This is a genomic window from Pseudomonas sp. Irchel s3a10 (assembly GCF_900187525.1).
GTDB lineage: Bacteria > Pseudomonadota > Gammaproteobacteria > Pseudomonadales > Pseudomonadaceae > Aquipseudomonas > Aquipseudomonas koreensis_G.
The window spans coordinates 142964-165604 of the sequence record NZ_FYDR01000009.1; the positions used below are offsets into that span (position 1 = coordinate 142964).

Consider the following 22641-nt stretch of genomic DNA (forward strand, 5'->3'; position numbering starts at 1 on the left):
TCAAGGGGGGCTTTCCTTCTCTGTCACGCCAGATCTGAAAAACGGCTCATTTATTTTTCGAGGGCAAAAGATCGCAGCCTGCGGCAGCTCCTACAGGATGTACACCGAGCCAATGTAGGAGCTGCCGCAGGCTGCGATCTTTTGATTTAGCTTCTACGCCCGCGCCTCGACGCTGACCCAATAGCGGGTAAACCGCCGCACTTTCACCGGCAGACTGATTTGCAGCAGGTCGAGAATCCGCTCGCTGTCGTCCAGTGGATAAGTCCCGGAGATCAGCAGGTCGGCCACTTTCGCATCGCAATGCAACTGGCCGCGACGGTAACGCCCGAGCTCTTCAAGAAAATCGCCCAGGCGCATGTGCGCGGCAACCAGCATACCGTCGGCCCAGGCGCCGCTGTTGGCGTCCAGTGGCTGGGCGGCGCTGACCGAGGTAGCGCTGAAGCTCAGCTGACGAGCGACGGGCAGCCACATCGGCGCGCGCCCGGGGCGGATCAATTCGACTTGGCCTTCGAACAGCGCCAGATGCGTTCGATCAGCAAATTTCCGGACGTTGAGCCGGGCAGCAGCGGTTCTCAACAGCCCTTGCGCCGTGCGCACTTCGAACGCTTGTGCGGTGCTCAGGAGGATCTCGCCTTCCAGCAAACGGATCAGCCGTTGCGTGCTGTCCACGTCCGCCGCACTCGCGGTGTTGAGCTGCAACTGGCTGCCCGCACACAGCGTAACTTTGCGTCGCTCACCCAGCGGACTGCGGTAATCGGCGAGCAGCGTCGGCAGCGGATTGTGCTCGCGCATCCCCCAGGTGACAGCAGAACCGGCACCGAGAAGCAGCAGCAATTTGAGCACCTGACGGCGGCTGGAAGACTTCGGCCCGTTCAACGCGGCATGGGCCAATGGCGACGCCACGCCGCGCAAGCGCTGGTTGACCCGCTGCATGTGCTCCCACGCGCGACGATGTTCGCTGTGGGCGTCCAGCCATTGCTGCCAGGCGTGTTGCTGACGCGGGGAGAGCGTCCCCTGCTGCATTTCCATCAGCCAGTGCACGGCCTGTTCGGCCACTTGCGCGGAGAAATCCGGAGCGCGGTTCATAGGGCGAAGTAGCAGCGCAGGGCGGCTTTGTGCAGATGGCGCTTGACCGTGGCTACGGAGATGCCCAGCTCGGCGGCGATTTGCGGATAAGTCAGGCCATCGACCTGCGCCAGCAAAAAGGCGCGCTTGACCAGACGCGGCAAGCCATCGAGCAACTGATCCAGTTCGATCAGGGATTGCAGGATGATCGCTTTGTCTTCTTCCGATGGCGCAACCATTTCCGGCATCTGCGCCAGGGTGTCGAGGTAGGCGCGTTCCAGATCCTGACGGCGGTAATGATTGAACAGCACGCGTTTGGCGAGGGTGGTGAGAAAGGCGCGCGGTTCGATGATTACTGCGGGCTCACGAGCGCTGAGCACGCGGATGAACGTGTCTTGCGCCAGATCCGCCGCGCTGTCCGGGCAGCCGAGTCTGCGCCGCAACCAGCCGGTGAGCCAGCTGTGGTGGTCGTGGTAGAGCGATTCGACGGGATGGGCGGACGACAAGGGTATTACTCCGGGCGCACGTTGGATGCGTTAGAGAACAAGAACTGTTCGCATTGTAGGGGCGGGCGAGGGTGTCCGGCAATCAGATGCTTTTGCGTATGAGAATATTTATCATTAATATTGCTCGCCTGTTGGTTCGGCTTGTCGGCCGGACGTTTTTTCGTTTCAGGGTCGAAACATGAAAGGCAAACTCGCCTCACTTCCCATGTCCTATCGTCTGGCCGTCACCTCGCGGGTGCTGGCGGCGGTGTTCGGTGGCTATCTGGTCGCAGCGCTGGCGAGTGTCGCGCTGACGATGTGGCTGCCGTTGAGCCGCGCCGAAGCGGTGGTGACCGGCATGACCATTTCCTTTCTGGTCTATCTGGTCGCGGTGCTGTGGTGCTTCGCTTGTCGCACGGCGTGGTCGGCGTGGGTCGGTTTGCTGGTGCCGAGCGTGATTCTGGCGACGGTGTCCGGCGCCGCACGGGGCTTGGGCTTCGCATGAAAGAGGGCTTTCGCCAGTCGATGGCTTGGCTGCACACTTGGACGGGACTGGTGTTCGGCTGGCTGCTGTTTGCGATTTTCCTCACCGGGACGCTGGCCTATTTCAAGGATGAGATCAGCCACTGGATGCAGCCGGAAATTCCCGCGCGGCCCATCAATGCCGAAGCGAGCCTGAACCTGGCGCAAAGTTACCTGCAACAACACGCCGCCGGTGCCTCGCGCTGGCTGATCGACTTGCCCGACGCCCGTCACCCGGGCCTGACGGTGCGCTGGCAGCAGGCGCCGAACACACCGGGCGAGCGCGGCAATTTCGAATCCAGAACACTCGACGCGCAGACCGGCAGCGAAGTCCAGGCCCGCGAAAGCCTGGGCGGCGAGTTCTTCTACCGCTTCCATTTTCAGCTGCAAATGCCTTATCCATGGGGCCGCTGGCTGGCGACGATGGCGGCGATGGTGATGTTCGTCGGGCTGATCACCGGCATCATCACCCACAAGAAAATCTTCAAGGACTTCTTCACCTTTCGTCCGCGCAAAGGCCAGCGTTCATGGCTCGACGGGCATAACGCGGTTGGCGTGCTGGTGCTGCCGTTCCACCTGATGATCACCTACAGCAGCCTGGTGATTTTCATGGCGATGGTCATGCCGGCGAGCATTCTGGCGTCCTATAACGGCGACGTGCGCGCCTTTTACGACGAAGTTTTTCCGGCATCGAAGACCCCTGAGCGAGCCAACCGGGCGGCGCCGCTGAGCCCGATGGCGCCACTGCTGGCCAAGGCCAGCGAGCAGTGGGCGGGAGGCAGCACCGCGCGGCTGACAGTGAACAACCCGGGGGACGCGAACGCCTCGGTGGTGCTGTCGCGCCGTGGCGACCGCGTCGTCCATGATTTCGGGCGCGCGGTGACGTTCAATGGCGTTACCGGCGAGCGCCTCGGCAGCACTCCGGAGCAGCCCGTGGCGATGGCCGTCGGCGGCACGTTCTACGGTTTGCATATGGGCCACTTTGCCGGGTCGACATTGCGCTGGCTGTATTTCATCTGCGGCCTGGCGAGCACCGCGATGATCGGTACCGGGCTGGTGATCTGGCTTGGCAAGCGCCAGCTCAAACACGTCAAGAGCGGCGTGATGCCGTTCGAATTGCGCTTGGTGGAAGTGCTGAACATCGCCAGCATGGCCGGGCTGGTGGTAGCGGTGGCGGTGTTCTTTTTGGCCAATCGCCTGCTGCCGGCAGACCTGGCCGGGCGCGCCGATCAGGAAGTGAATGCGTTTTTTGTCGCCTGGGCCTTGAGCGTGGTGCATGCAGTGCTGCGCAAAGGGCGAAAGGCCTGGGTCGAACAGCTCGGGCTGGCTGCCGTGCTGTTTATCGCGGTACCACTGATCAATCTGACCACACCGTGGAATCTCGGGGTAACGCTTGCGCAAGGTGACTGGACGCTGGCGGGTTTTGATCTGACGTGCCTGGGCGCGGGCCTGTTCCTCGGCTGGGCCGCATGGAAAATGCAGCGTGCCGGCAGCGCCGTCAGCGTGAAAAAAACATCCCGCGAAAAGCCGCGACCGATCGCGCTTGAGCAGGAGGTCAGCTGATGTTGCTGGCGTTGTTGCTGTGCTACGCCGGGTTCAGCGCGTTGTGTCTGTCGATGCCTCGGCACCACGATGAACTGCTCGGCAACAAACCCTCGGCCCGACGCGCACGGGGTTTGAAACTCGCCGGTTGGCTGTTGCTCGGGCTGTCGCTTTGGGCGGCAGTCGCTGCACACGGCTGGAGTTTCGGTCTGGTCGACTGGTTCGCGGTGCTCATGCTCAGCGCCTTGGCGTTGGTGCTGTTGCTGCCGTATCGCCCACGTCTGGCCCTCGCACTGGCCGGGTTGAGCCTGCTGGCCAGTCCGGTCGCCGCTTGGGCGCAGGGCTGACATGCTGATCGGTCATCCCCCGGAATCCCGCGACGACGAGCCGCACGGCGCGCGTGCGCATTTTCTCCAGGTGTTCCTGTCGCAGCGCTCGCAGATGGAAGCGCTGGTCAACCGGCGCGTCGGTTGCCGGGCCACGGCGGCGGATCTGGTGCAGGATCTGTTCCTGCGTTTCTGGCGGCGGCCGCTGGTGCAGGTCGAAGAACTCAGCACCTACCTTTTGCGCTGCGCCGGCAACATCGCCATCGACCACTTGCGCAGCGAGGGCACGCGCGTGCGGGTCAATGAGGGCTGGCAACCGGATGCGCCGGACAGCCACGGCAGCGAACCGCAAGCCGCGCTCGAAGCGGGCAATGATCTGCGCCATGTCGAGGCGGCGTTGCGTGCCTTGCCCGAGCGCACCCGGCAGATCTTCCTGCTCAATCGCATCCACGGCCGCAAATACGCAGACATCGCCAAAGCCATGGGCCTGTCCCAAAGCGCCGTGGAAAAACATATGATGCGCGCCCTCGAGGCCTGCAAGGCCAGCCTGCGCGAACCCGCGCCACGCCTGCCAGGGAAAGCACCGTGAAAGTCACCGACCGCGTCACCCCGACGCCTGCTCAGGAACAGGCCGCGCTCGCCTGGCTGAGCTTGTTACACGACCGTCCGAGCACCGGCGATCAACTGACCTTCAGCCACTGGCTGCGCGCCGATCCGGCCCACGCCGAGGCTTACGCCCAGGCGCAAGTGTTGTGGGAGTTGAGCGAAAGCCCGGCGCGCACCCTGGCCGATGAAGAGGCGTTGGCGTTGCAGGGCTACCTGAATGCGATGGATCGTCCGCGTCGTTTACCGCGGCTGCGCTGGTCGGGCGCGCTGGCGATGGCCGCGTGTCTGTTGCTGATGATCAGCCTCGGCACGGGCTGGCAGCCGCAGCGCTGGATCGATGATCTGGGTGCCGATTACGTTTCGGCACCGGGCGAGATCCGCACCGTGACCCTGGCCGATCAATCGCAAGTCACGCTGGATGCCGACAGTGCCATCGCGGTGGATTTCAGTCATGGCGAGCGGCATGTGCAATTGCGTCGCGGTGCCGGATTTTTCAGTGTCACGCATACGGGGGATCCGTTTGTGGTCGCGGCGGAGAAGGGCGAGGCGCGGGTGCTCGGCACGCAATTCGAAGTGCGTCTGCAGCCCGATGGTGCGCAAGTCACGGTGCTGTCCGGGCGTGTTGGCGTGACGGCGAATCGCAACGCGCAACAGCAGATTCTGACCGCCGGCCAGCAAGTGGCTTATGGGCAGGGCAGTGCAGAAAAACTGCACGCGGTGGACAGCGAAGCGCAACTGGCCTGGCGTCAGGGCTGGCTGAATTACTACAAGGCGTCGCTGGCCGACGTGGTGGAGGATCTGCGGCGCTATTACCCGGGGCGGATTGTTGTGCTCAATGATGAGTTGGCTGCGCGCAAGGTCAGCGGCAGTTTTCCGAGCAAGGATCCGCAGGTGGTGTTGAGTTCTTTGCAGGGTGTGATGGGATTTGAGCAGCATCAGGTGCTGGGGCATCTGATTATTTTGCGCTGAGCCTGCCGGCGCCATCGCGAGCAGGCTCACTCCTACATTTGGAATGCGTTCCCCCTGTAGGAGTGAGCCTGCTCGCGATAGCGTTCTTTCAGACACCAAAAAATATTTTCAAATGAGTGGTGAGGTAAACCACAGCCCCATCCGTGTAGTGACTGAAACTGCGAGCCATTCGCATCCGTTGCGGTTCTACACAGGTCATTGAGCAATGAAGTCCAGGGCAAAATCGGGTTCGGTCAAACAGTGGTTGGGGGTTTCGGCATTGAGTTTTTGCGCATTGGCGCTGTTGCCGATGAGCGTGGCGCTGGCCGCTGAAACCGTCAGCAGCCCGGCGCAGAAACAGTTCAATTTCTCCCTGAGCGCCAAACCGCTGCCCCAGGCCCTGAGCGACTTCAGCCGCGTCACCGGGCAAAGCGTGGTCTACACCGATGAAGCGCCGTACGGCCTCAACGCCCCGGCGGTCAGTGGCCAGATGAGCGCCGAACAGGCGCTGCAACGCCTGCTCAGTGGTTCCGGCATGACCTTCCGCCGTACCGACAGCCACACCCTGGCGCTGGAACCGCAACCCAGCGCAGGCGCACTCAATCTCGGCGCGACCACCATCACTTCGATGCGTGACGAGTCGATGAGCTATCAGCCGCCGCAGACCAGTTCGGTGATGCGCTCCTCGGCTTCGCTGCAGGAAATCCCGCAGACCGTCAACGTGATCCCGGCCCAGGTCATTCGCGATCAGGCCCCGCGCAATCTCGACGATGCGCTGGCCAACGTCAGCGGCATCACCCAGGGCAACACCTTGGGCAGCACGCAAGACTCGGTGATGACCCGCGGTTTCGGCGACAACCGCAATGGCTCGATCATGCGCGACGGCATGCCGATCGTGCAGGGCCGCGGGATGAATGCGACGGTCGATCGCGTCGAAGTGCTCAAGGGCCCGGCCTCGTTGCTCTACGGCATTCAGGATCCGGGCGGCGTGGTCAACCTGGTCAGCAAGAAGCCGGAACTGACCCAATACAACGCGCTGACCCTGCGTGGTTCCACCTACGGCGACGGCAAGAATGGCAGCGGTGGCACCTTCGACAGCACCGGTGCGCTGGGTGAGTCCGGGTTGGCCTACCGGCTGGTGTTGGACCATGAAGACGAAGATTACTGGCGCAACTACGGCACCCATCGCGAGACGCTGATCGCACCGTCGCTGGCCTGGTTCGGCGAGCGCACCAAGCTGTCGTTTGGCTATGAACACCGCGAGTTTCTCACCCCGTTCGACCGGGGCACGGTAATCGATCCGCGCACCAACCATCCGCTGGACATCTCGCGCAACGAGCGTCTGGACGAGCCGTTCAACGACATGGAAGGCCGTTCGGATCTGTACCATTTCGAGGCCGACCACGAACTCAACGACGACTGGAAGGCCCACTTCGGCTACAGCTGGAACCGCGAAACCTACGACGCCAGCCAAGTGCGCGTGACCGCCATCGACACCAAAAAAGGCACGCTGACCCGCAGCATGGACGGCACGCAAGGCGCGATCAGCACTGACCGTTTCACCACCGCCAGCCTCGAAGGCAAGGTCAACCTGCTGGGCATGCAACATGACCTGGTGTTCGGCGTCGACGACGAGTACCGCAAGATCTACCGCGCCGACCTGATCCGCCAGAAAAGCCTGAGCACCTTCAGCTATGTCAATCCGGTGTACGGCCGCGAAGTCGAAGGCACTACGGTCAGCCCGGCGGACAGTGCGCAGACCGATCTGCTGCGAAGCGATTCGGTGTTCCTGCAGGACTCGATCCACCTCAATGATCAGTGGATTCTGGTCGCGGGTGGGCGCTTCCAGGAGTACGACCAGTACGCCGGTAAAGGTGTGCCGTTCAAGGCCAACACCGACAGCAACGGGCAGAAATTCGTCCCTCGCGCCGGTCTGGTGTATCGCTACACCGACGAATTATCGTTCTATGGCAGCTACACCGAATCGTTCAAACCCAACTCGACCATCGCCCCGCTCAGCGGCAGCAGCACCGTGCTCGACGGCAGCATCGCGCCGGAAGAAGCCAAGTCGTGGGAACTGGGTGCGCGTCTGGATATGCCGGGGCGCATCACTGGCAATATCGCGCTGTTCGACATCAAGAAGCGCAACGTGCTGGTCTCCAATTCTGAAGGCCCGACCACCATCTATAGCGCGGCGGGCGAAGTACGTTCCCGGGGGCTGGAGCTGGATCTGACCGGCCAGTTGACCGACCGCTGGAGCCTGATCGGCGCCTATGCCTACACAGATGCCGAGGTCACCGAAGACCCGGACTACAAAGGCAATCGCTTGCAAAACGTGGCGAAGAACAGCGGTTCATTGTCGGCGGTGTATGACTTCGGCAGCGTGATTGGTGGCGACCAACTGCGTGTCGGTGCCGGGGCGCGGTATGTCGGCGAGCGGGCGGGCAACGCGGTGAATGATTTCGACCTGCCGAGCTACACCGTGGCCGATGCGTTTGCCACTTACGACACCAGACTCGAAGGGCAGAAAGTCAAGTTCCAGCTCAACGTGAAGAACCTGTTTGACCGCACCTACTACACCTCGGCGGCGAGCCGGTTCTTTGTGTCGATGGGCGATTCGCGGCAGATTTCGTTGTCGAGTACTTTGGAGTTCTGATTCAGGACCGCGTCATCGTTCTTCGCGAGCAAGCCCGCTCCCACATTGGATGGTGTTATTCACACAATCTGAGTTCACTCTGAACCCTGGGGGAGCGGGCTTGCTCGCGAAGCGGCCCGATCAGGCAATAAAAATCTCGGATCTAACGCAAAAACGCCTGCCGATATTCCCCAGGCGTCCCACCCAACACCTGTCGAAACCGGTTGGTGAAATGACTGGCACTGGCAAACCCGCACGCCAGTGCAATCTCACCCAGCGGCAACGCCGTCGCGCGCAACAACTCCCGCGCCCGGCTCAAGCGTCGCGCCAGCACGTACTGATGCGGCGGCAAGCCGAAGCTCACTCGAAACATCCGCGCAAAGTGGTATTCCGACAGCGCACACAGCCCGGCCAGTTGCCCGAGGCTGATCGGCTCGGCCAATTGATTGTCGATGAACTCGACCAGTTGCCGCCGCTGATGGGGCGCCAGTCCGCCCTTGAGGCGCAAACCCTGACGGGCGCCGACCTGGCTGAGCAGGGTATGGCTGATCAATTCGTGGGCAATGCTGCTGGTCAGCAAGCGTTCGGCAGGTTCGTCCCAGTTCAGCGTCAGCAACTGGCGAAAGCGTCGGGCCTGCTGCGGATCTTCCAGAAAGGTCTGCTCGCGCAACTGCATCTCTCGCGGCTCGCGATCAAGCAAGGTGACACACCCCAACGCAAACTGCTCGGCACTGAAATACAGATGAGCGAGGCGGATATCGCCGTTGATCACCCAGCCGGATTCGTGATCCGTCGGCAGGATGCACAGCTTGTCCGGTCCGCCCTTGTGTCCTGGTTGGCCACGGCGAAAGGTACCCGTGCCACCGGCGATGTAGCAGGAAAGGGTATGGTGGCTCGGCGCTTCGTATTCCCGGGCATCGTGGTGGTTGGTCCACAGGGCCGCAGACAAGCCGTCACCGAGCTCGGCGCTGTGCACCAGGCGTGCATTCGGCGAGCGGTTGAGGGCTTGGAAAACTTGCAGGGTATCGATAGCGGCCATATTCGGTTCTCTCCAACGCCTTGCATCCTACTCCGTAGCCTTCGCGCTGCCGACCTGCCGGGCGACAAAAGCGCAAGATTTTGCAAGCGCTCCGATCCTGGCTGCCCCACCCTGAATTGCTATTAAACGCAAACCTGTGGCGAGCGAGCTTGCTCCCGCCGGGCTGCGCAGCGGCTTCATTAAATGAGTGCTGTGCACTCAAGCGCGAGCAAGCTCGCTCGCCACAGAGTGCCAGGTGTTCTCAGGAGTTTCTTCATGAACCTTTCGCTATATCTGCTGACCGTGCTGATCTGGGGCACCACCTGGATTGCCCTGAAATGGCAACTGGGCGTGGTCGCGATCCCGGTGTCGATCGTTTATCGCTTCGGTCTCGCCGCGCTGGTGCTGTTCGTGTTGTTGCTGCTCAGTCGGCGGCTGCAACCGATGAATCGGCGCGGCCATCTGATCTGTGTGGCGCAGGGGCTGTGCCTGTTCTGCGTCAACTTCATGTGCTTTCTGACTGCCAGCCAGTGGATTCCCAGCGGGCTGGTGGCGGTGGTGTTTTCCACGGCCACTTTGTGGAATGCGCTCAGTGCCCGGGTGTTCTTAGGTCAGCGCATCGCGCGCAACGTGTTGATGGGCGGGGCGCTGGGTTTGTTCGGTCTGGGAATGCTGTTCTGGCCGGAACTGGCCGGCCATCACGCCAGCCCCGAAACGTTGCTTGGTCTTGGCCTGGCGCTCTGCGGCACCTTGTGTTTCTCGGCGGGCAATATGCTGTCGAGCCTGCAGCAGAAGGCAGGCTTGAAACCCTTGACCACCAACGCCTGGGGCATGGCGTATGGTGCGGCGATGTTGTCGGCGTGGTGTCTGGTCAACGGCATTGCGTTCGACATGGATTGGTCGCCACGTTACGTCGGGGCGTTGCTGTATCTGGTGATCCCCGGCTCGGTGATCGGCTTCACCGCGTACCTGACGCTGGTTGGGCGTATGGGGCCGGAACGTGCGGCGTATTGCACCGTGCTGTTCCCGGTGGTGGCGCTGAACGTGTCGGCGTTTGCTGAAGGTTATCAGTGGACGGCACCGGCGTTGCTCGGGCTGGTGTTGGTGATGCTGGGTAATGTGTTGGTGTTTCGTAAGCCGAAAGCGCTGGTGGCGCCGGTGCAGGGGAAGTTGGTATGAAACAACCGATCGCTGAACATCAGCGCTCGACTTTCAAAGTGATGTAAATCATCACCGGGAATATGAAGTCAATGATATGCCGGGCCCAGTCCTTGGCATTCCATGATTGTGAGGTGTCCATGTCAAACCATTCCACACCCACGGTTTGCAGGCACACGTAATAAATGAAGATGGCCGCCAGTATGCCCATGATCGAGAACTTTTTTGCCTCGTGGAATACCTCTGCAGACGCGTTGATGTGCCGATAGAGTTGATAGGTGCCTATCAGGCATAACGTCGTATACGTCACTTCCAGCGTGATGATGAACCAATAGATCCGGTGATGAATCATCGGTGAATCGATGGCTCGGTATTTTATGGACTCATTGGCGGTGGTGGTGTCCATGCTCAGGATATGAGCCACGTATGTGTAGTTCGAGTCATAGTCGGTAAAGTTATGAATCATCACCAACACACCAAAGAAGCTGATGTAAGCCATCAATATAACTTTGCTGTAGCGAATAACTTTGTCGGTCGTCAGGTTGGTCACGGGATTAGCTCTCCATAGCAGTGGTCGATCATTCGATTGCCAGGCAGAGCTTATAATGCTGTTGTTTAATTGGCTTTGTTGTTCAATTTCAAGTTGTGTAGGGCGGCAACTAACGGGCAAGTGCGGTTCTGCACTTGCCCGTCATTTTTTATCCGCGCCAGACTTGCGGATTGACCAGGTCCTGCGGACGTTCGCCGAGCAGCGCACTGCGCAGATTGGCCAGTGCACGATTGGCCATGGCTTCGCGGGTTTCATTCGTGGCGGAGCCGATGTGCGGCAATGTCACAGCATTTTTCAACTGGAACAGCGGCGACTCGGCCAGCGGTTCTTTCTCGTAGACGTCCAGACCGGCGCCGCGGATGCGATTGTTCTGCAGCGCTTCGATCAGCGCCGGCTCGTCGACCACCGGGCCACGGGAAATGTTGACCAGAATCGCACCTGGCTTCATCAGCGCCAGTTCGCGATGGCTGATCAAGTGTCGGGTCTTGTCGCTGAGCGGCACCACCAGGCAGACGAAGTCGGCTTCGGCCAGCAGTTGGTCAAGGCTGCGGAACTGCGCGCCGAGTTGCTGTTCCAGTTCGGTCTTGCGGCTGTTGCCGCTGTAGAGGATCGGCATGTTGAAGCCGAAGTGGCCGCGGCGGGCGACGGCGGCGCCGATGTTGCCCATGCCGACGATGCCCAGGGTTTTGCCGTGGACGTCACAGCCGAACAACGGTGCGCCGACGCTGGCTTGCCATTGGCCGGCCTTGGTCCAGGCGTCGAGTTCGGCGACGCGGCGGGCGCTGCTCATGATCAGGGCGAAGGCGAGGTCGGCGGTGCTTTCGGTGAGCACGTCCGGGGTGTTGGTGAGCATGATCCCGCGTTCATTGAAGTAGTCGAGGTCGTAGTTGTCGTAGCCGACGGAGACGCTGGAGACCACTTCGAGTTTTGTGGCGGTTTCGAGTTGGGCTTTGCCGAGTTTGCGGCCTACGCCGATCAGGCCGTGGGCGTGGGGGAGGGCTTCGTTGAATTGGGCGTTGATGTCGCCGTTCTTTGGGTTGGGGACGATGACGTCGAACTCTTGTTGCAGGCGTTCGATCATGGGTGGGGTGATGCGGCTGAAGGCCAGGACTGTTTTTTTCATTGGGCTTGGGCTCGGCTGACTTTATTTATTACCAAGCACGCTAACATTTCTTTGTGGGGTTTGGCTTGTCTTGGCGGCCTCTGGGCCGACCATGTTCGTGGGGTTTTGGGGGTTTATCCGTTGCTTCGGGTGTTGCGGCTGGCGGTTTCGCCCTTACGGCGAGTCACTTTTGCAGACGCCCAAAAGTAACCAAAACGCTGGGCCCCGGCGTTCGGCCCTCGCCGTGGCTCGGGTTCCTTCGTTGCGGGGTTCATCCGGGGGCATCGCCTCCGGTTTGCTTCGCTGCACCTCCTCTCGATGTATGCGGCTTCGCCGCATGGCGCTGCGCGCCTACCCCCGGATAAACCCCTCCACTCAGCCTGCCGATGGGGCCGGCACGGCAAGATCAAGAGCTTTCGGCGAGCTGACACTCGGCCATTTGAGTGGTGAAGATCATGCGGTCTGTCTGGGCTGCTTTGCTTTTCTGTAGGAGTGAGCCTGCTCGCGATGGCGGCCTGACAGCCGAACAGTCTCTAACTGACTGACCCAATCCCACTGTGGGAGCTGGCTTGCCAGCGATGGCGGTCTGACAGCCGACCAGTTTCTAACTGACTCACCCCAATCCCCCTGTGGGAGCGGGCTTGCTCGCGAAAGCGGTGTGTCAGTCACCGAAAGTGTTGGATGTGCTGACGCCTTCGCGAGCAAGCCCGCTCCCACAATGGCTCGGCTGTGTGCTGCAGATTGGCTCACTTCCACATTATCCAGCACCCGATTCACCGCCAGCTCGGCCAACCTGTCAGATGGCGAGATCACAAATGAGGCTTACCAGCTCAGTCGGAAAAGTTGGACTCGCTGAAAAGTTTTTCGAGGCAGTAACCGTTTGTGTGCGTCAGACCTTTGATTTTTATGTTTCCTACCGCTTGGTGCCCTGCCGATTGGTCGCCGATGATGGTGTAGTTGAAGGTGGCTTCCAGTGTTCCGGCGTCGGGATCGAAATCAAAAATGATATGACCAACGTCGTCTTTGGCCGGGTGTGGACGATGCAGGGAGCCGCCATCGGCTGTTCGGCAACTTTCGACGAACGAAGGAGGTTCTACCCCGCTATTTACTTGAAACTCATACCGTCTGTTTTCAACAAAATAGGGGAAGGTTACGGTAATGGAGTTCCATTGGTTTTCTGTTATTTGGTGTCGTGTAGATATGACTACGACCTTCTCATTAGTGACGAAAAACTGTGGAATACCTTTGAAATCCGGGAACTTAAAGTTGTTATGGATGATGGCGTTGAGTTCGCCTTCTGCGGTGACGAGGTGGTTTTCGGGGGGGGAGTAAAAAAAATTCATGGCTTTTCTTCCGTGGCGTAAATGAGACGTGCCCCAGGATGTTTCGCCGAAAGAACCTGCCTGTCCACTGTCATATCTGACAGGTGATATTTAAGTGGGGAGTATTCAAGATGCAGGGTTTGGCATTCCTTTGCCGCCCCCCTAAATAACGTCAATTTGCCACTCTTGCCCCAGCCAGGCTGCCGCTTAACTCGTAGGCAGCCAGTTCCGCCTGATGCGCCGCCAATATCTCCGGCAGTGACCCGCGCAGATACTCGACCCAGGTCTTGATCTTCGCATCCAGGTACTGCCGCGACGGGTAGATCGCGTACAGGTTGAGTTCCTGCGAGCGGTAGTTCGGCATCATCCGTACCAGCGTGCCGTTGCGCAGGCCTTCGATGGCGGCGTAGACCGGCAGGACGCCGACGCCCATGCCGCTGATGATTGCGGCTTTCATCGCGTCGGCGGAGTTCACCAGGAACGGCGAGCTGTTGATGGTGACCATTTCCTGGCCGTCCGGGCCATTGAAGGCCCATTTTTCCAAGGGGATCACCGGGCTGACGAGGCGCAGGCAGGCGTGGTTCAGCAGGTCGCTGGGTTTTTGCGCGCAGCCGTTGGCTTTCACGTAGGCCGGGGAGGCGCAGACGATGCTGTAGGTGATGCCCAAGCGTTGCGAGACGAAGCCCGAGTCCGGCAGTTCGCTGGCCAGCACGATGGACACGTCGTAGCCCTCGTCGAGCAGGTCCGGCACGCGGTTGGCCATGGTCAGGTCGAAGGTCACGTCCGGGTGGGTCTTGCGGTAGCGGGCGATGGCGTCGATCACGAAGTGCTGGCCGATGCCGGTCATGGTGTGCACTTTCAACTGGCCGGCGGGGCGGGCGTGGGCCTGGCTGGCCTCGGCTTCGGCTTCTTCGACATAGGCCAGGATCTGTTCGCAGCGCAGCAGGTAGCGCTTGCCGGCCTCGGTCAGGGCGATGCGCCGGGTCGTGCGATTGAGCAGGCGGGTTTGCAGGTGGGCTTCCAGGTTGGAGACCGCGCGCGAGACGTTGGCCGTGGTGGTGTCGAGTTGCACGGCGGCAGCGGTGAAGCTGCCGGCTTCGGCCACACAACTGAAGGCGCGCATGTTTTGCAATGTGTCCATGGGGTGCTCTCAAGGGAGATGGCAAATTGTGACACGAAGTTTCAGGGGCTGAGACCCCCGACCAAGGGATTATCTCGTTAACGGTAACAAAGATTCACAGGAATCCCAGCTTATCGCCACACAGGGCGTTCCATAGAATTGCGCCGTTCCCATGTAGGAGCTGCCGAAGGCTGCGATCTTTTGATTTTGTTTTAAGGGAATCAAGGTCAAAAGATCGTCCGAACGCGGCCCGAGCCTTCGGCAGCTCCTACAGAAGGGAACACGCCCCCGCCTTATCCTCTTTCAGGAATTCGCAGCTGTGCCGCGTCGCATCAACAGAGCGCTTTTGCCGCTCAGTGTTCTGGCTTTTACCCTGGGTCTCAGCGGCTGCATCTCAACGCAAGGAATTGCCCCGCATAGCAAGGCATTGGAAGCCGACGCACTGGCCACTGACGACGCGATTGCTCACGCCGCCAAAGACGCCAATTGGCCCACCGCACAATGGTGGCAAGCCTACGGCGACCCGCAACTCAATCACTGGATCGACCTCGCCGTGCAGGGCAGTCCGAGCATGGCCATGGCCGCTGCGCGGGTGCGTCAGGCCAAGGCGCTGGCCGGTGTCGCCGAGGCCGCCGAGTCGTTGCAGATCAATGGCGAGTCGACGCTCAAACGCCACAACTGGCCGACCGACCAGTTCTACGGCCCGGGCGAGTTGGCCAACACCACCACCTGGGACAACAACGCCGCACTGGGCTTCAGCTACGCCCTCGACCTTTGGGGCCGCGAAAGTAATGCCAGTGAGCGCGCGGTGGATCTGGCGCACATGAGCGCCGCCGAAGCGCGGCTGGCGCAGCTGGAATTGCAGAACAATATCGTGCGCGCCTACATCGAGCTGTCGCTGCATTACGCCCAGCGCGACATCGTCGCCGCGACCCTCAAGCAGCAACAGCAGATTCTCGATCTGGCGCAGAAGCGTCTCGACGGCGGCATCGGCACGCACTTTGAAGTCAGTCAGGCCGAAACGCCGTTGCCGGAGACCCATCGGCAACTGGATGCGCTGGACGAAGAAATCGCCCTGAGCCGTAACCAGATCGCCGCGCTGGCGGGCAAAGGCCCGGGCGCCGGGGCGCAGTTGCAGCGGCCGACTCTGGCGCTGGGTGCTGCGTTGAAACTGCCGTCGGCATTGCCCGCCGAATTGCTCGGTCAGCGCCCGGACGTGGTCGCCAGTCGCTGGCAAGTGGCAGCGCAGGCACGCGGCATCGATGTGGCGCACGCCGGGTTTTATCCCAACGTCGATCTGGTCGGCAGCCTCGGCTACATGGCCACCGGTGGCGGGGCGCTGGAGTTTTTGACTGGCAAGAAACTCAACTACAACGTCGGCCAGGCGATCTCATTGCCGATCTTCGACGGTGGGCGTTTGCGCAGCGAATTGGGCGAAGCGTCCGCCGGGTATGACATTGCCGTGGCGCATTACAACCAGACGCTGATCAATGCGCTGAAGAACATCTCCGACCAGTTGATCCGCCGCGAGTCGATGGACAAGCAGCAAGCCTTCGCCGCCGAGTCGGTGGCCACCGCGCAGAAGACCTACGACATCGCGATGATCGCCTATCAGCGCGGCCTCACCGATTACCTCAACGTGCTCAATGCGCAGACCTTGCTGTTCAAGCAGCAGCAAGTGCAGCAGCAGGTGCAGGCGGCGCGCTTGAGTGCGCATGCCGAGCTGGTGACGGCGCTGGGTGGCGGCCTCGGGGCTGGGAATGATGTGCCCACCACCGAGCAAACGGCAGCCCCGAAAACCCCGGCGCTCCTGCGGTGAACACACAATCCACTACACAAAACCTTTGTGGTGAGGGGATTTATCCCCGATGGGCTGCGGAGCAGCCCCAAGAAAAGCAAATGCGGTGTGCCAGGCAGAACCGGCTTGCAGGTTTTGGGTCCGCTTCGCAGCCCATCGGGGATAAATCCCCTCACCACAGAGTTTGTGTTCATCACAAAAATTGTTAAGTCCTCAATCGTTGAGCAAGACCAAATGACTCCCTTGCCCGCACCTCTACGCTGGCTCTACTCCCTGGAATGGCGCCGCGGATTTTTCGACTGGGCGCGCAGTGATGGCGTGACCTGGGTGTATATCTTCAAGGTATTGCTCGCCGCGTTCCTCACGCTGTGGCTGGCGATGCGCCTGGAACTGCCGCAGCCGCGCACGGCGATGATCACCGTGTTCATCGTCATGCAGCCGCAGAGCGGTCAGGTGTTCGCCAAGAGTTTCTATCGCTTCCTAGGCACCCTGGCCGGGTCGGCGATGATGGTCACGCTGATCGCGCTGTTCGCGCAGAACACCGAGTTGTTCCTCGGTTCGCTGGCGATCTGGGTCGGCATCTGCTCGGCCGGTGCGGCGCGTTGCCGTAACTTCCGCGCCTACGGTTTTGTCCTCGCCGGCTACACCGCCGCGATGGTCGGGCTGCCAGCGCTGGCGCATCCGGACGGTGCGTTCATGGCCGCCGTCTGGCGGGTGCTGGAGATCTCGCTGGGAATTCTCTGTTCGACGGTGGTCAGCGCCGCAATCCTGCCGCAAACCGCCAGCGCAGCAATGCGCAACGCGCTGTATCAGCGCTTCGGCGTGTTCGCGTTGTTCGTCACCGATGGCTTGCGCGGACGCAGCAAAGCCGACGCCTTCGAGACCAACAACGTGCGTTTCATCGCCGAAGCCGTGGGGCTGGAAGGGTTGCGCAGCGTCACCGTGTTCGAAGACCCGCACATGCGTCGGCGCAACGGTCGCCTCAGCCGTTTGAACAGCGAGTTCATGGGCATTACCACGCGCTTCAACGCGCTGCATCAGTTGCTGGAACGCTTGCGCGTGAATGACGAAGAACACGTGGTGGCCGCGATCAGGCCGGGCCTGCAGGATCTGGCGGAAGTACTCGACGGCTTCAGTGGCCGCGCCTTGACCAGCCCGGACGCGGCACGTTTGGCGACGGCATTGGCCACGTACAAGGAAGGTCTGCCGGCGCGGGTGCGCAGCCTGCGTGCAGCCTTTCAGGAAACCGGTCCGAGTGAAGCCGAGCAACTGGATTTTCACACTGCATACGAGCTGCTCTATCGCTTCGTCGATGACCTGCACAGTTATGCACAGACCCACGCCTCGCTGGCCGATCACCGCCACGAGCGTGAGCGCTGGGACGAGCCGTTCACCCCGCAAACCAACTGGTGGGCCGCTGCGGCTTCGGGGATTCGCGCCTCGTTCATCCTGATTGTGCTCGGTAGTTACTGGGTCGCCACCGCGTGGCCGAGCGGCGCGACCATGACCCTGATTGCCGCCGCCACCGTGGGCCTGTCTGCCGCCACGCCCAACCCCAAACGCATGGCTTTTCAAATGGCCTGCGGGACTTTTCTCGGGGCGCTGATCGGCTTCGTCGAGATGTTTTTCATCTTCCCATGGATCGACGGTTTTCCCTTGCTGTGCGTGATGCTCGCGCCAGTCATCGTGCTCGGCTCGTTCCTCGCTTCGCGGCCGAAATATGCCGGGGTCGGCCTGGGTTTGTTGATCTTCTTCAGCACCGGTTCGGTGCCGGACAACCTGACCATTTACAACCCCTACAGCTTCATCAACGACTACATCGCCATGGTCATGGGCATGCTGGTCTGCGCCGCTGCCGGCGCGATCATTCTGCCGCCGAACAGCCGCTGGTTGTGGAAGCGCCTGGAGCAGGATCTGCGCGAGCAAGTGGTCTATGCGATCAGCGGCAAGCTCAAGGGTTTGGCGTCGAGTTTCGAAAGCCGTACCCGCGACCTGCTGCATCAGGCATACGGCCTCGCTGCTGGGCAGCCGACGGTGCAGAAGAACCTGCTGCGCTGGATGTTCGTGGTGCTCGAAGTCGGCCACGCGATCATCGAGTTGCGCAAGGAACAGGCGATCCTCCCGGTGCATCCGGCGTATGCCGAATCGCAGCCGTGGCGGCAGGCTATCCGCGTGATGGGCCGGGCGCTGGTGCGGCTGTTTCTGCAGCCGAACCCGAGCAATCTTGAGCGCGCACTGGTGGCGGTCGATCACGCGATCAGCCGGGTTGCTGCGACCGACGAGCCGTTTGCGCCGCACTTCGACACGTCCGCGTTACGCCGGGTGAAAAGCTATCTGCACTTCATCCGCACCTCGTTGCTCGACCCGCAATCACCACTCGCTGCCTATGCCGTTGCCAAGCCCGAAGGACTTGCCCATGCCTCGTGAAATTGCCTTCCACGGCGTGTACATGCCGACCATGACCCTGATGTTTTTTGTCGCTGCGGCGCTGGCCTGGGCGCTGGACCGGTTCCTCTCGGGGTTCGACCTGTACCGTTTTTTCTGGCACCCGGCGCTGTTGCGTCTGAGTCTGTTTACCTGTCTGTTCGGCGCCATGGCGCTGACTGTCTACCGTTGAGAACGTTCTGATGAAAAAGTTTTTCAGCCTGCTCGCGACCCTGCTGGTGCTGGCCTTGGCACTGTGGATCGGCCGGACCCTGTGGGAGCACTACATGAACACGCCGTGGACCCGCGACGGTCGAGTGCGGGCGGACATCATCAACGTCGCGGCCGACGTCACCGGGGAAGTGATCGACGTACCGGTGCGCGACAACCAGTTGGTGAAGAAGGGCGATTTGCTGATGCAGATCGACCCCGAGCACTACCGCATCGCGGTCAAACAGGCGCAGTCGCTGGTGGCGTCGCGCAAGTCGACATGGGAAATGCGCAAGGTCAACGCCCATCGCCGTGCCGACCTCGACAATCTGGTGATCTCCAAGGAAAACCGTGACGACGCCAGCAACATCGCCGACGCCGCGCTGGCCGACTATCAACACGCGCAAGCACAACTGGAAGCCGCCGAACTCAACCTCAAACGCACTGAAGTGCGCGCTGCGGTGGACGGCTATGTGACCAACCTCAACGTGCATCGCGGTGACTACGCGCGCATCGGCGAAGCGAAAATGGCCGTGGTCGACATGAACTCGTTCTGGGTCTACGGCTTCTTCGAAGAGACCAAACTGCCGCACGTGCGCGTAGGCGACAAAGCCGACATGCAACTGATGAGCGGCGAAGTGTTGAAGGGCCACGTGGAGAGCATTTCCCGCGGCATCTACGACCGCGACAACCCGGAAAGCCGCGAGCTGATCGCCGACGTCAACCCGACCTTCAACTGGGTTCGCTTGGCGCAGCGGGTGCCGGTGCGCATTCACATCGATGAAGTGCCGGAGGGTGTGTTGTTGGCGGCGGGGATTACTTGCACCGTGGTGGTGAAGCAAGAGTCTGTGGATAACTGACAGACCGCGCCGACTGAATCGCGAGCAGGCTCACTCCTACACTGGATCTCTGCCACACCGAAGATTCCTTCTAGGAGTGAGCCTGCTCGCGATAAGGACAACCCGGTCTTTCAGACCAATACCGAGTAATCATTCAGCGCAAAACGTCTCCTGCAAATGCCGCCACAGCACCCGCCCGGCCTCGGTCTTTTCAAACACCACCGTCGACCGGCGATCAGTGTGCAACCCGCTCGCATCGCTCTGCTGCTCGCGATAGCTCAGCGTCGCGCCATGCGCATGCAGGGCAATCCCGCGTAGCTCACTGAGTTCGATCCTGAACCCGGGCTTCTTCCCGGCTGCCGCTTGAAACAGCGCGCGCAAGGCTTCGATATCCAGCTCCCGGCCCAGCGGCGTGACCATGGAAAAATCCGCCGAGAACCGGCTCAGCAAAGGCTCCAGTTCCGCTGAATCCTGCTCCACGGCAAACCAGCGTTCGATCACCAGATGGGCCTGGATCACTTCATCAAAATATTCGTTGTAGTCAATCATGTGGATTTTTCCTGAAGGGGAGGAGGGCTCAGCAGGGCGAGCACTTTGGAGGCGTCGAAACGCAGCACGGCGACCATTGGCAGCAAGGTGAGCAGGGCCGCCGCGACAAAGCAGTATTTGAATCCGTTGCCGCTCAATGCGCCCAACAGCGAACTGAGCAGCGCCGCGCCGAGGCAGAAACCGAGCTGGCGATTGATGTTCCACAAGGCACTGGAGTGGCCCATTTTTTCCGGCGCGATGCCGACAAACGCCAGGCTCTGCGCGGTGACGCTGCACAGGCTGCCGCCCAGTCCCATCAAGGCATAGGCAATGATCAGCGGCGTGGCGGCGGGCTGTTCGATGCGCATCAGCAGGACAATCCCCAGGCACTGCAAAAGCATCCCGGTGATCAGCAGCGGTTTGGGGCCGATGCGGTTGAAACTGCGTTTGCCGAGCATGATCGCCACCCCCGATGCGGCCGCCCAGGACAGCATCAGCGCACCGGTCTGTGCTGCACCGAAACCGAGGTCGTGCAGGTACAACACGGCAATCATGTTGGTGCCGGTAAACACCCCGGGCACGAACAGGTAGATCAGCATCGCCAGGCGCAGTGACGGACTCTTGAGCAGTTGCAGGTCGAGCACCGCGTCGGGTTTGTGCCAGCCATCACGCAGGTACAGCCATAAGGTCAGGACGCCGAGCAGCAAAACCCCGCCGGCGAGGTGACGGGTAGCGGCGGCGCTCCCCAGACTCACGGCAATCAGCAACAGACTCAGGGCTGACGCCGCCAGCAGCAGGCCACGCAGATCCAGTGTCGGGCGTTCCGTGCCGTGTTGATCCGCTTGCAACCACAGCATACCCAGGCCGAACGCAAGCAGCGCCAGCGGCATGTTCAGGTAGAAAATCCAGCGCCAGGACAACGCCTCGACGATCAGGCCGCCCGCCGCCGGCGACAGGGCTGGCACCATCAGCGCGACCATCAGCACCACGCCGGTAAGGTGCGCGCGTTGTGTCGCGGGATACTGCCGATAAGCCAGAGCCTGACCGATCGGCAGCAACAAGCCGCCGCCAAGCCCCTGCAGCAGGCGCCAGCCAATCAGGCTTTCAATCGACCCGGCCTGGGCCACCAGACCGGAAGCGACACCGAACAGCAGCAACGAGCCAAGAATCAGCCGCCGCTCGCCCAGGCGTGCCGCCAGCCACACACTCAGCGGAATGATCAGCGTCAGGCCAAGCATGTAGGCGTTGGTGATCCACGCCAATTGCGTGACCGAGGCCTGTAATTCCCGGGCGATGTCCGGGTAGGCAATGCTCGCGGCGAACATGTTCAGCAGGTCGAGGGCGAACCCGAACAGATACACCAGCGCGACTTTCGAGCGATAGGCCATGGCAGCTTCCCTGTGATGAGACGCGCAGGGTAGTGCGCTTCAGGCGTTAGGAAAACGCTGGTTTGCCTGCTAGTTTGTCAAAATAATTTTGACAGGGAGTGCGCTGGATATGGTCAGCCTGGACCGTTTTGACACCTTCAAAGCTGTGGTCGAGGCCGGGTCGTTGACGGCGGCTGCCGATACCTTGGGCCAGACCCGTGCGGTGGTGAGCTTCAATCTCAAGCGCCTGGAAGAAGAACTGGGCGTCACCTTGCTCACGCGTAACACTCGGCAACTGGCCCTGACCGATGCCGGCGAGCGCTTCTATCGGCGCTGCCTGCGCACCCTCGACGAAGCGCGACTGGCGATCGAGGAGGCGCGCTCCGAGCATTCGCAACTCAAGGGCACGTTGCGCATCACCACCACCGTGGAATTTGCCCTGGCCCAGGTGGTGCCGGCGCTGGAGGTGTTTCGCCAGCAACAGCCGCAACTGAACATTCACTTGTCGACGTCCTCGACTCACGCCGATCTGATCTCCGAACGCTTCGATATGGCGATTCGTCTGGGCCGCATGCACGACTCCAATTTGCGCGCGGTGCAGTTGTCGACGTTCGAAGTGTTTGCGGTAGCGGCGCCGCAGTTGGTCGAGCGCTTTGCACCGGTTGCCACGCTGGCAACGCTAGAGTCGATGCCGACGCTGGGCCATGGCCGAGTACCGGAATTGACCGTGACCGCCCCGGCCGGCAGTGAGCATGTCTACCAGCCAAAACCGGGGACCACCGCCATCGTCGCCGACAACTCGGCGACGCTCAGGGCGTTTGCGTTGACCGGGCAAGGCGTGGCGATTTTGCCGCAGTGGTTGATTCAGGAGGATCTGCAGGCCGGGCGATTGGTGCGGTTGTTGGCCGATTACCGCTTTGCCCAGCAGGGTGTTTATGCGCTGTACCCGGATACCCGGCATCTGCCGCTGAAGGTACGGGCGTTTATTGATTTCATGAAGGGCTGGGGCTGAGTGTTGGCTGATCTGGCCCCTTCGCGAGCAAGCCCGCTCCCACATTTGGAATGCATTCTCCTGT

General features: G+C 61.2%; 21 protein-coding genes. 12 read left to right on the plus strand and 9 right to left on the minus strand.

The features are described 5' to 3' along the window. Positions 1-153 precede the first annotated feature (153 nt). Both CKW11_RS23295 and CKW11_RS23300 read right to left on the minus strand, forming a co-directional pair. Positions 154-1086, minus strand: a complete 933-nt coding sequence (locus CKW11_RS23295) for a DUF4880 domain-containing protein (RefSeq protein WP_095139562.1) — start codon at positions 1084-1086, stop codon at positions 154-156. Next, the gene (locus tag CKW11_RS23300; RefSeq protein WP_095139563.1) at positions 1083-1571 is read right to left on the minus strand and encodes a sigma-70 family RNA polymerase sigma factor; all 489 of its coding nucleotides are present in this window, start codon (positions 1569-1571) and stop codon (positions 1083-1085) included. Before CKW11_RS23300 ends, CKW11_RS23295 begins: the two co-directional genes overlap by 4 nt. A 178-nt stretch (positions 1572-1749) precedes the next feature. Between CKW11_RS23300 and CKW11_RS23305 the strand changes: the two genes are divergently transcribed. The 6 genes from CKW11_RS23305 (at position 1750) to CKW11_RS23330 (ending at position 8150) form a co-directional block, all read left to right on the plus strand. Continuing rightward, positions 1750-2055: a DUF3649 domain-containing protein gene (locus CKW11_RS23305; protein WP_095139564.1), complete on the plus strand. Its 306-nt coding sequence runs from the start codon at positions 1750-1752 to the stop codon at positions 2053-2055. Then, positions 2052-3635: a PepSY domain-containing protein gene (locus CKW11_RS23310; RefSeq protein WP_095139565.1), complete on the plus strand. Its 1584-nt coding sequence runs from the start codon at positions 2052-2054 to the stop codon at positions 3633-3635. The genes CKW11_RS23305 and CKW11_RS23310 overlap by 4 nt, the downstream gene beginning before the upstream one ends. After that, on the plus strand, positions 3635-3961 hold the full coding sequence (locus CKW11_RS23315) for a DUF3325 domain-containing protein (protein WP_095139566.1): 327 nt from the start codon (positions 3635-3637) through the stop codon (positions 3959-3961). The genes CKW11_RS23310 and CKW11_RS23315 overlap by 1 nt, the downstream gene beginning before the upstream one ends. Before the next feature lies 1 nt (position 3962). Beyond that, positions 3963-4529: an RNA polymerase sigma factor gene (locus tag CKW11_RS23320; RefSeq protein ID WP_003221797.1), complete on the plus strand. Its 567-nt coding sequence runs from the start codon at positions 3963-3965 to the stop codon at positions 4527-4529. Beyond that, a complete protein-coding gene (locus tag CKW11_RS23325) occupies positions 4526-5515 on the plus strand; it encodes a FecR domain-containing protein (protein ID WP_095139567.1) in 990 nt (329 codons plus the stop codon). The genes CKW11_RS23320 and CKW11_RS23325 overlap by 4 nt, the downstream gene beginning before the upstream one ends. 205 nt (positions 5516-5720) lie before the next feature. After that, a complete protein-coding gene (locus CKW11_RS23330) occupies positions 5721-8150 on the plus strand; it encodes a TonB-dependent receptor (protein WP_047597749.1) in 2430 nt (809 codons plus the stop codon). Positions 8151-8292: 142 nt separating this feature from the next. Here the strand turns inward: CKW11_RS23330 and CKW11_RS23335 are convergent, their stop codons facing one another. Next, complete coding sequence (locus tag CKW11_RS23335; protein WP_095139568.1) at positions 8293-9168, minus strand: AraC family transcriptional regulator; 876 nt, start codon at positions 9166-9168, stop codon at positions 8293-8295. A gap of 255 nt (positions 9169-9423) precedes the next feature. On the opposite strand from CKW11_RS23335, the gene CKW11_RS23340 reads away from it, so the two are divergent. After that, on the plus strand, positions 9424-10326 hold the full coding sequence (locus tag CKW11_RS23340) for a DMT family transporter (protein WP_095139569.1): 903 nt from the start codon (positions 9424-9426) through the stop codon (positions 10324-10326). A 19-nt stretch (positions 10327-10345) separates the two neighbouring features. Here the strand turns inward: CKW11_RS23340 and CKW11_RS23345 are convergent, their stop codons facing one another. The 4 genes from CKW11_RS23345 to CKW11_RS23360 form a co-directional block, all read right to left on the minus strand. Beyond that, positions 10346-10855 (minus strand): DUF2165 family protein, encoded by a 510-nt coding sequence (locus tag CKW11_RS23345; RefSeq protein WP_095139570.1) that lies wholly within the window; start codon positions 10853-10855, stop codon positions 10346-10348. 148 nt (positions 10856-11003) lie between these two features. Beyond that, entirely contained in the window at positions 11004-11978 is a 975-nt protein-coding gene (locus tag CKW11_RS23350) for a D-glycerate dehydrogenase (protein WP_095139571.1), read from the minus strand. An 809-nt stretch (positions 11979-12787) separates the two neighbouring features. After that, positions 12788-13300: a hypothetical protein gene (locus CKW11_RS28355; protein WP_143500089.1), complete on the minus strand. Its 513-nt coding sequence runs from the start codon at positions 13298-13300 to the stop codon at positions 12788-12790. 151 nt (positions 13301-13451) lie between these two features. Continuing rightward, complete coding sequence (locus CKW11_RS23360; protein ID WP_064586051.1) at positions 13452-14420, minus strand: LysR family transcriptional regulator; 969 nt, start codon at positions 14418-14420, stop codon at positions 13452-13454. A 298-nt stretch (positions 14421-14718) separates the two neighbouring features. Here CKW11_RS23360 and CKW11_RS23365 point away from each other — a divergent pair, with 298 nt between their 5' ends. From CKW11_RS23365 to CKW11_RS23380, 4 genes are all read left to right on the plus strand, one after another. Beyond that, on the plus strand, positions 14719-16218 hold the full coding sequence (locus CKW11_RS23365) for an efflux transporter outer membrane subunit (RefSeq protein WP_095139573.1): 1500 nt from the start codon (positions 14719-14721) through the stop codon (positions 16216-16218). 213 nt (positions 16219-16431) lie between these two features. Beyond that, positions 16432-18624 (plus strand): FUSC family protein, encoded by a 2193-nt coding sequence (locus tag CKW11_RS23370; protein WP_095139574.1) that lies wholly within the window; start codon positions 16432-16434, stop codon positions 18622-18624. Further along, positions 18614-18814 carry a DUF1656 domain-containing protein gene (locus CKW11_RS23375; RefSeq protein WP_003221811.1) on the plus strand — a complete coding sequence of 67 codons (201 nt, stop codon included), beginning with the start codon at positions 18614-18616 and terminating at the stop codon, positions 18812-18814. The genes CKW11_RS23370 and CKW11_RS23375 overlap by 11 nt, the downstream gene beginning before the upstream one ends. A gap of 10 nt (positions 18815-18824) precedes the next feature. Then, on the plus strand, positions 18825-19691 hold the full coding sequence (locus tag CKW11_RS23380; protein WP_047292653.1) for an HlyD family secretion protein: 867 nt from the start codon (positions 18825-18827) through the stop codon (positions 19689-19691). Between the two features lie 129 nt (positions 19692-19820). Here the strand turns inward: CKW11_RS23380 and CKW11_RS23385 are convergent, their stop codons facing one another. Continuing rightward, complete coding sequence (locus CKW11_RS23385) at positions 19821-20219, minus strand: DUF4440 domain-containing protein (RefSeq protein ID WP_095139575.1); 399 nt, start codon at positions 20217-20219, stop codon at positions 19821-19823. Continuing rightward, positions 20216-21586, minus strand: a complete 1371-nt coding sequence (locus CKW11_RS23390) for an MFS transporter (RefSeq protein WP_095139576.1) — start codon at positions 21584-21586, stop codon at positions 20216-20218. The genes CKW11_RS23385 and CKW11_RS23390 overlap by 4 nt, the downstream gene beginning before the upstream one ends. A 109-nt stretch (positions 21587-21695) precedes the next feature. Here CKW11_RS23390 and CKW11_RS23395 point away from each other — a divergent pair, with 109 nt between their 5' ends. Next, positions 21696-22577 (plus strand): LysR family transcriptional regulator, encoded by an 882-nt coding sequence (locus CKW11_RS23395; RefSeq protein ID WP_095139577.1) that lies wholly within the window; start codon positions 21696-21698, stop codon positions 22575-22577. Positions 22578-22641: the final 64 nt, after the last annotated feature.